The sequence below is a fragment of the Desulfurellaceae bacterium genome (assembly GCA_021296095.1).
In the GTDB taxonomy this organism is placed as follows: domain Bacteria; phylum Desulfobacterota; class Binatia; order Bin18; family Bin18; genus JAAXHF01.
Genome location: JAGWBB010000107.1, coordinates 3,786 through 11,669, shown reverse-complemented (window position 1 = coordinate 11,669; position 7,884 = coordinate 3,786). Strand labels below are relative to the sequence as shown.

The following is a 7,884-nucleotide window of genomic DNA, read 5'->3' as shown; positions in this document are numbered from 1 at the left end:
GCGTCCAGCCGCATGCCGGTGTGGTCGATAAAGAATTGACTGTCCGGCCCACCCCGTTCGGCGATAATCCAGTCGGCCATCTGGCTCAGCGAGGAATCCGGGCGGGTGGCGGGAGACGGAATCAGCGCCAACACCCGCAGCCGTCTGGCGTCGGGCAGCACGCAGCGGTCGAAATGGGCCAGGGCTGAGGCGTGGTATAGCGCCAGGTCGGGCACCAGATGGCGGCCCCGTTTTTCCTGGCCGCGGGTCGTGCCGCTGGTCCGAAAAATTTTCTGCGGCGGGCCGCAGCTGAGATCCAGCTCCTTAAACGCCACGGTCGGCACGGCCGGGATATTCTGCCAGCGGCTGAGCGTGGCCGGGCTGACGTCGCGGGCCGCGCAAAAGCGCTGGTAGGGCGTGTTACGCTCGAACTGGTAGGCAAAAACGGCCAGCGCCAGCGCGTTAAAATCCTTGCCCTCAGGCTCAGCGATAAAATCGAGCACGTCCGCTGCAATATCCGCCATGGCCGAAACTGTACCGGGCTTGGCCGTGTGGTGTAAATAGGCTACACCTCGATTGAGGAGAACCAGCCATGCCATCCATCGAAGAACTGTACGATCAAGCCTACGACCTGCTGTGCGACGGCGAAGCGGACGGAGCGATCAAAGCCTATCAGGCGGTCCTCGACATTGATCCCGATTACGTCGACGCCGTCCACGATCTGGCCCATGCGTATGCCGACAAGGACATGCTCGACGAGGCGATTGAGACGGCCAAACGGCTGATCGCCCTGACCCCGGATGATGCCATGGGTTTTACCATTCTGTCTCGCTTCTATCAGCAGAAGGGCATGATTCCCGAGGCAGAGGCCGAGGCCGCCAAGGCTCGCGTGCTGGACTGGAAGCGGGAGCTGCAAGAGAAAAAGCTGGGCCAGGGCTGAGGCGGGGGATGTATGGCCGAACATAGCGATGCCTATATCGTTGGCCGCCTGATCCATCAGACGCGGCTGTTGATTGCGACCGACGACACGATTCCGGTCGAGACCAAACTCCAGACCCAGGCCATGCTCAAGGAGTTTGAGGCTGCGGTGTCGGTGGACGAGGCCGAGCAGGACGAGGCCGAGGTCCGCAGCCAGTACTATTTCCTGTATGACGAACTGCAGGAGTACGCCGACCTCGAAGCCCTGCTGTCGGCGATGAAGAATTTTATTCACTATCTGTAAGGAGTGTCTGAACCATGCCGCACCTCCAATCCAACGGGGTTTCGCTGTACTACGAAGAACACGGCAGCGGCGAGCTGCTGCTGCTGATCATGGGCTTTACCGTCAGCTCTATTGGCTGGCACTGGAACATCCCGGCCTTCGCCCAATCCTTCCGCACCATCGCCTTTGACAACCGGGGGGTGGGCCAGAGTGACAAGCCGGATGAGCCGTACTCAATGGCGATGTTCGCCGACGACACGGCCGGCCTGCTCGACGGCCTGGACATCGAGCAGGCGCATATCTTCGGTATCTCCATGGGCGGCATGATCGCTCAGGAATTTGCCCTGCGCCATCCCCAGCGGGTCACAAGCCTGACCCTCGGCTGCACCAACTGCGGAGGTGAGAACACCGTGCTGTCCAGCGACCCCGAGGTGTTGCGTATGCTGGAGCACATCGACGCGGTCAGCGTCGAAGAAGCCGCGCTGGCCATGACCAAGGTTGCGGTCACGCCATGGTTCATGCAGAAACATATGGATACCCTGATTGAGCTGAACCGGCTGTCCGCGGTTCACCCGACGCCCAAGCACGGCATGGTCAGTCAGATGGCGGCCATCCAGAGCCACGATACCTACGAGCGGCTGCCCCAGATCGGCGTGCCGACGCTGGTCATCACCGGCAAAGAGGACGGTCTGGTGCCGCCCGAAAACTCGGTGACGTTATCGCGTCGTATTCCGAACGCCGAGTTGCTTATCCTGTCCAACGCCAGCCACCTGTTCAATATCGAGCGGCCGCAGACGACCGTGGAGAGCGTGACCGGCTTCATCAACGGCCGGCGCGAGTGGCTGGCCTCGTAGAGGCGGGTTTGAAACCCGCCCCTCCCGCACGTTCCAGAGAGAGGCGGCCTCGTAGGGGCAGGCCCCCGTGCCTGAGGGATTACAGCCCCATGAGGATACGCAGACGGTCCTCAACCGCAGCCAGTGTCTCCGGAGAGATGCGTCCCCAGCGGCGGGTGAGTCGCTCTTTGGCGATAGAGCGTAGCGCATCGCACGAAATGACACTGCGGTTTTTCAGTCCCCCCTCAGGCGGCTGTATCGGGACATGGATGGGTATGCCACGGTCTGTCGAAGTCACGGGCAGGACCACCACCAAGCCGGCCGGTCCCTGGTTGAATACGTCTTCGGAAATCACCACAACGGGGCGATGGCCGGCCTGCTCGCGTCCTCGCGTCGGGTTCAGATTCGCGGCCCAGACCTCACCTCGGGCGGGCTGTCTGCGGCCTGTTCTTTCGCTCACGCCTCTTGTGCTCCGACCCGCTTCCGGTCTGCTTCTCGTGTAAGCCGTCCCCCAGCGCCGTGTCCCATTCGCGCCGCTCCTGCTCGATCGCTCTCCACGTCTCTGTATGCTGACGTAACGGCGTGTAGGCGGCATTGACCGCCTCAAGAAACCGTCGGCGCCGATAGAGTTCTACGGCTTCGTCAATCATGCTCTGCATGGACCGTCCGGTCTGTGTGGCCAGTTCACGCAGCGTCTCCCGGGATCGCGCACTCACGCGCATCATGACACTCTGCATAGCTGTCCTCTCCGTGTGTCTACTGAAATGTATACGTTTCTGCGAGCGAATACGTCAAGGGTGGGACCGCGTCAGCGCCGGGGGATTCGTCGTGGGACTTTGTAGGGGCAGGCCCCCGTGCCTACCCGCCTCAAGGACTACGCACCCGCCAGGGCCATATACTCCCGCAGCGCGTCCCGGGTGCTGTCAAAGGCCAACTCATCCCACGGAATCTCGTCCGGGGCGAAGGTCGCTGCCTCCAGCGTCTCGTCCATGGCCTTGAGCTGTCCGCCCACGACATGGACCAGATAGACCACGACCACGACCGGATAGCCGGTATACGAGTAGACGTTCAGCAGGCGGTCGATCCGGACCTCAAGATTGACCTCCTCCCAGGTTTCCCGAATGGCCGCGTCCTCCACCCGTTCGCCCCGGTCCATGAACCCGCCGGGGAAGACCCACTTGCCGTAGCTGGGCTCAATGCCGCGTTTGAGCAGGACGATCTTCTCGTCGATGACCGGGATGGTGCAGGCCGCAATTTTGGGATCGTCATAGAAGATGAACCCGCAGCCGCGACACACCCGCCGCTCGGGCTCGTTGGCCTTGGCCCTTTTGCGTTCCAGCCGGTCCCCGCATCTGGGACAGAACCGCAGACCCGGGCTGTGATGGTGATCGTGGTGGTGATGCTCATCTGCCACGGCGTGCCCTCCTCAAAGTCTTTGTCGCCTGTCCTAACACGAGAGGCATGCGCAGCCTAGGAGCTGTGCCGCAGGGAAGATGGAGCTCTGGCTGGCCTTAACGACACCCCGCTGCGGGAGCTGCTCAAGGACAGGGTCGTGACGAGTCCTGGCCCTCCAGCGCGTTCACGCGGCGCTGGCGAGTCGCTTTACGGTCTTCTTGATGACCGCCCCGGCTTCTTGCTTGGCAGCCTCCAGCTCATACTGGACTTGCAGGTTGAGCCAGAACGCCGCCGACACCCCAAAGGCGCGCTCCAGCCGGAGTGCGGTGTCGGCCGTCATGCCGCGTCGACCGCGCACGATGTCGCTGACGCGGTTTTGAGGAATACCGAGCGCTTTGGCCAGACTGTTGGCGCTCAGCTGGTAGGGTTCCATGAAGTCCTCACGGAGTGTCACGCCGGGATGAATAGGGCCGATCATCAGTGATAGTCCGTTATGGCTACGTTGGTCGGGCCGTCGTTCCAGCCACACACAAGGAATACCTGCCACGTTACGTCAACTCAACACTGTGGTGGTGCCTGCCACTGCTTGACTTTCCCGGCGGTCCGACATTGAATCAGCCCATGGGTCGCTCTGTCGTCTGTTGGGTCGTGGCGCTGCTCGTTCTGCCCGGGCCGGTGTGGGCGGTAGAGGCGGCGCCGGCCCTGACCGACCGCGAGATTGTCGAGCGCTTGACGCGGCTCGAAGAAGGCCAGAACGGCGTGCGGGAGGCCATCCAGCAGCTACGGGCTGAACTGGGCCAGCTGCGGACCGAGCTGGGCCAGCTGCGTGAGGATATGAATCGGCAGAACCAACAGCTGCGCGAGGACATGGCCCGGCAGAATCAGCAGCTGCGCGGAGATATGGACAAGCAGTTCGCCCGCCAGTTTCGGCTGACCCTGGCCTTGCTGGGCGCTTTCAGCGCGCTGGTGGCGGCCATCATCGGCTTTGCGTTGTGGGACCGGCGGACGATGCTGCGGCCGGTGGAGCGCACGGTCACAGGTCTGGCCGAGGAGTTGAGCAGCAACAGGCAGCGCTTGGAGGCGTTGGTCGACGCCTTGCGAACCTTAGGCCAACGTAATCCTGAAGTCGCCAGCGTGCTCAAGCAGTTCAATCTGCTGTAGGGGATTGGACATGCCGGGAGGTGTTGCCTTGGATGGCCCCATGAGCAGAGTCTTCGGCAGAGTCTTCGTTGGGTGGAGTGTGGTGGTGGCGCTGGCATTGCCGACGGGGCTGGGCGCGCAGGACGCGAAAGAGACCTTGCAACAGCAGGCCGCGGAGGCCGAACGACGTCGCCTGGACCAGCTTCCCCGCGAGCTGCGTAACAGCGTGGGTATGGAGTTCGTGCTGCTCGCACCAGGAACGTTTGAGATGGGCTCGCCGTCTGGGGAGCCAGGGCGGGATGATGACGAAACGCTGCACCGGGTGACGCTCAGCCAGCCCTTGTATCTGGGCAAGTACGAAGTGACGCAGGACCAGTGGGAGGCGGTGATGGGGGACAAGCCCTCGAATTTCTCCTCGTGTGGCGGCGCGTATCCGGTGGAGGGCGTGTCGTGGGAGGACGCCCAGGGCTTCATTGCGGAGTTGAATCGGCGGGAGGGGGTGAGCGTGTACCGGCTACCGACCGAAGCGGAGTGGGAGTATGCGGCGCGGGCGGGGACGCAGACAGCGTACCATTTCGGGGACGCGGCGAATCGCTCGGAGTATGGGTGGTATGATGAGAACGCAGGAAACAGAACCCACCCCGTAGGGCGGAAGCAGCCGAATGGCTGGGGCTTGTTTGACATGCACGGGAACGTGTGGGAGTGGGTGCACGACTGGTATGGCGCCTATCCCCGTGGTGCGGTGACCGACCCGCGTGGCCCTGAGACGGGTGTTGGCCGGATCCGGCGCGGCGGAGCTTGGAGCAGCGGTGCCCGCTATTGCCGGGCGGCCAATCGTCACGGGTTTGCGCCGGTCAATCGCTACAACGGCCTCGGCTTCCGCCTGGCGAGGAGCCCCTGACCCCCTGGTCAAAAATTTTTGGAACAAAGGAGGATGCCATGGCCTACGATGTAGTGATTCGGAACGGCACGCTTGTCGACGGGACCGGCGCGCCACGCTTCCGGGCTGATATCGCCATTGCCGATGGCCGGATCGCCGAGATCGGCACGATCAAGGACGGGGCCAAACAGGTCATTGACGCCGCAGACCTGATTGTGTCTCCGGGCTTTATCGACCCCCACACCCACTACGACGCCCAGATCTGCTGGGACCCGCTGATCAGCTGTTCGAGCTGGCACGGCGTGACCAGCGTGGTCATGGGCAACTGCGGGGTTGGCCTGGCCCCGTGTCGGCCCGAGGTTCAGGAAGTCGCAGCCTGGGACTTGGTTAATGTCGAGGCCATTCCCATTGAGGTGCTGAGCAAGGGCATTAGCTGGGACTGGGTCAGCTTTCCCGAGTATATGCAGGCCGCCCAAAAACGGGGGGCGGGCATCAACCTCGGATTTCTGGCCCCGCTCACCCCGTTTCGGCACTTTGTGATGGGCGAGGAATCCATGGACCGCGCCGCCACCCCGGACGAAACCGGGCAGATCGCGGCCCTGCTCAGGGAAGCCATGCAGGCCGGCGCCCTGGGGATGAGCACCACCGCGATTCCACAGCACATCGGCTATCAGGCGCGTCCGCTGGCCTGCCGCCAGGCCAGCCGCGACGAGTTGAAGGCGTATGCTAATGTGTTGAAGGAGCTTGGCCGGGGCGCTATGGAGCTGGCGTTGACGGCAACCGCCGGCGAGATCTCGGACGAGGAGTACGATCTGGTCGATTTCCTGCTGACCGAAAGCGGCCGGCCGGTGACCTGGCTGGGCGTGATCAGCCGCGATGACAAGCCGACCGCCGGGCCGGACATGCTGCGCAAGACCGAGCCGCTCATCAAGCGTGGCGGCGTGCCGCAGGTCACCTGCCGGCCGTTTGTGATTCAGATTGACCTGCGCAACCCGTTCATCTTTGCCAACCACCCGTCCTGGAACCCGGTCTTCAACCGCTCGGTCGAAGAGCAGATGCGGGTCTACCGCGACCCTGACTTCCGCCGCGCCTTTCGCACCGAGCTGGAAACCCCGCGCATTTTCTCTGGCAAGTGGGAGCGGCTGGAGGTCAAAGAGGTCAGCAATCCGGCCCTGAAACCGCTCGAAGGCAGGACCGTAGCCGAGGTTGCGGCCGAGCGGGGCAGGGATGGGCTGGACACCTTTCTGGATCTGGCTCTCGAAGATGAGCTGCGCTTGCAGTACACCATCGTTTTGTTCAACGCCAATGAGGACCTGATTCCCGACCTGATCACCGATCCCCGGGCCATGATCGGCTTGTCCGACGGCGGGGCGCACGTCGATATGCTGTGCGACGCGGGCTACTGCACCTATTTGCTCGGCACCTGGGTGCGCGACAAGCAGGTCATGACGCTCGAACGGGCCGTCCAGCGCCTGACCACAGAGCCGGCCCGCTTCTTCGGCATTCAGGACCGGGGCCGGCTGGCGGTCGGACTGGCTGCGGATATCGCGATTTTCGATGACAACACGATCGGCTCCGGGCGTCGGCCCGAGATGCGCTACGATCTGCCCGGCGGTGGACGCCGGCTGGTCATGCCGGCCCAGGGCGTGCAGTACACCCTGGTCAACGGCCAGGTCTTGTACGCCGAGCAGCAACACACCGGGGCGCTGCCCGGACAGGTGCTGCGGGCCGGTGGTGTATAGGCTGAATATCTCTCGGAGCGACACGTCGGCTCGCAGAGGAAAAAACCAGAAGAAAGGACAGACGCATGAAAAAGAGCATATTCCTTGGAGTGTTCATCAGTGTGGGGCTCATCCTCAGCTCGCCTGCGGCGCAGGCTCAAGACGGAGCGCCGACCACGGTCAGCCTGGCTATGGCCGAGACGATTATTGACGCGGCTAAAGCCAAGGCCGAACAGGAAGGCTGGAAGATGAGCTTTGCCGTGGTCGATAGTTTCGGCCGGCCGGTGGCCATGGTGCGCTGGATGACGCCCAAGGTCGCCCACGGTAAAGCCCTGACCTCGGCCACCTTCGGTCGCCCCTCGGCTACGGTCGAGGAGTTCACCAAGAATCGTCCTCAGCTGTTCAAGAACGTCCAAAAAATGATCGGTGAGTCCCTGCTGCCGGCCGGCGGCGGCCTACCTATTGAAGTCGATGGCAAGCTGCTGGGTGGCATTGGCGCCAGCGGTGGGACCGAGGCCGAAGATATTGAGGCTGCCCAGGCTGGGCTGGACGCGCTCCGAGCGCAGTAGACAGCGGAGTGGAGGGCGCGCCCGTGCGCCCTCACTCAAAGACCCGCTCGCCCGAGGCAGACAGCAGCCACACCAGCGCGCCAAAACCGGACAGGCTCGGCGGTCATGGCGCAGCTCTTTCCAGGAGGGTCAAAACGGTGCGCAATTCCAGGGCAACCACAGGGGG

11 protein-coding genes are annotated in these 7,884 nt (G+C 63.3%); 7 read left to right on the top strand and 4 right to left on the bottom strand.

The features are described from left to right. On the bottom strand, nucleotides 1–503 hold a 503-nt coding region (locus tag J4F42_19580; GenBank protein ID MCE2487720.1), incomplete at its 3' end, for a hypothetical protein. Between the two features lie 68 nt (nucleotides 504–571). Here J4F42_19580 and J4F42_19575 point away from each other — a divergent pair. The 3 genes from J4F42_19575 to J4F42_19565 are packed head-to-tail and all read left to right on the top strand — an operon-like array spanning nucleotide 572 to nucleotide 2,034. After that, on the top strand, nucleotides 572–919 hold the full coding sequence (locus J4F42_19575; protein MCE2487719.1) for a tetratricopeptide repeat protein: 348 nt from the start codon (nucleotides 572–574) through the stop codon (nucleotides 917–919). Nucleotides 920–931: 12 nt separating this feature from the next. Further along, entirely contained in the window at nucleotides 932–1,201 is a 270-nt protein-coding gene (locus tag J4F42_19570; protein MCE2487718.1) for a hypothetical protein, read from the top strand. Between the two features lie 14 nt (nucleotides 1,202–1,215). Continuing rightward, a complete protein-coding gene (locus J4F42_19565; GenBank protein MCE2487717.1) occupies nucleotides 1,216–2,034 on the top strand; it encodes an alpha/beta fold hydrolase in 819 nt (272 codons plus the stop codon). 79 nt (nucleotides 2,035–2,113) lie between these two features. Here J4F42_19565 and J4F42_19560 read toward each other — a convergent pair whose 3' ends face one another. The 3 genes from J4F42_19560 to J4F42_19550 all read right to left on the bottom strand — a co-directional run bounded on the left by J4F42_19560 (nucleotide 2,114) and on the right by J4F42_19550 (nucleotide 3,886). After that, nucleotides 2,114–2,473 carry a type II toxin-antitoxin system PemK/MazF family toxin gene (locus J4F42_19560; protein ID MCE2487716.1) on the bottom strand — a complete coding sequence of 120 codons (360 nt, stop codon included), beginning with the start codon at nucleotides 2,471–2,473 and terminating at the stop codon, nucleotides 2,114–2,116. Nucleotides 2,474–2,887: 414 nt separating this feature from the next. Continuing rightward, nucleotides 2,888–3,427 carry an NUDIX hydrolase gene (locus J4F42_19555; protein MCE2487715.1) on the bottom strand — a complete coding sequence of 180 codons (540 nt, stop codon included), beginning with the start codon at nucleotides 3,425–3,427 and terminating at the stop codon, nucleotides 2,888–2,890. 165 nt (nucleotides 3,428–3,592) lie between these two features. After that, complete coding sequence (locus J4F42_19550; GenBank protein MCE2487714.1) at nucleotides 3,593–3,886, bottom strand: HigA family addiction module antidote protein; 294 nt, start codon at nucleotides 3,884–3,886, stop codon at nucleotides 3,593–3,595. 143 nt (nucleotides 3,887–4,029) lie between these two features. Here J4F42_19550 and J4F42_19545 point away from each other — a divergent pair, with 143 nt between their 5' ends. The 4 genes from J4F42_19545 to J4F42_19530 all read left to right on the top strand — a co-directional run bounded on the left by J4F42_19545 (nucleotide 4,030) and on the right by J4F42_19530 (nucleotide 7,718). After that, entirely contained in the window at nucleotides 4,030–4,569 is a 540-nt protein-coding gene (locus J4F42_19545; GenBank protein MCE2487713.1) for a hypothetical protein, read from the top strand. Nucleotides 4,570–4,654: 85 nt separating this feature from the next. Continuing rightward, nucleotides 4,655–5,449 (top strand): formylglycine-generating enzyme family protein, encoded by a 795-nt coding sequence (locus J4F42_19540; protein ID MCE2487712.1) that lies wholly within the window; start codon nucleotides 4,655–4,657, stop codon nucleotides 5,447–5,449. Nucleotides 5,450–5,487: 38 nt separating this feature from the next. Continuing rightward, a complete protein-coding gene (locus tag J4F42_19535; protein MCE2487711.1) occupies nucleotides 5,488–7,170 on the top strand; it encodes an amidohydrolase family protein in 1,683 nt (560 codons plus the stop codon). A 65-nt stretch (nucleotides 7,171–7,235) separates the two neighbouring features. After that, nucleotides 7,236–7,718, top strand: a complete 483-nt coding sequence (locus tag J4F42_19530) for a heme-binding protein (protein ID MCE2487710.1) — start codon at nucleotides 7,236–7,238, stop codon at nucleotides 7,716–7,718. The last annotated feature ends 166 nt before the right edge of the window (nucleotides 7,719–7,884 follow it).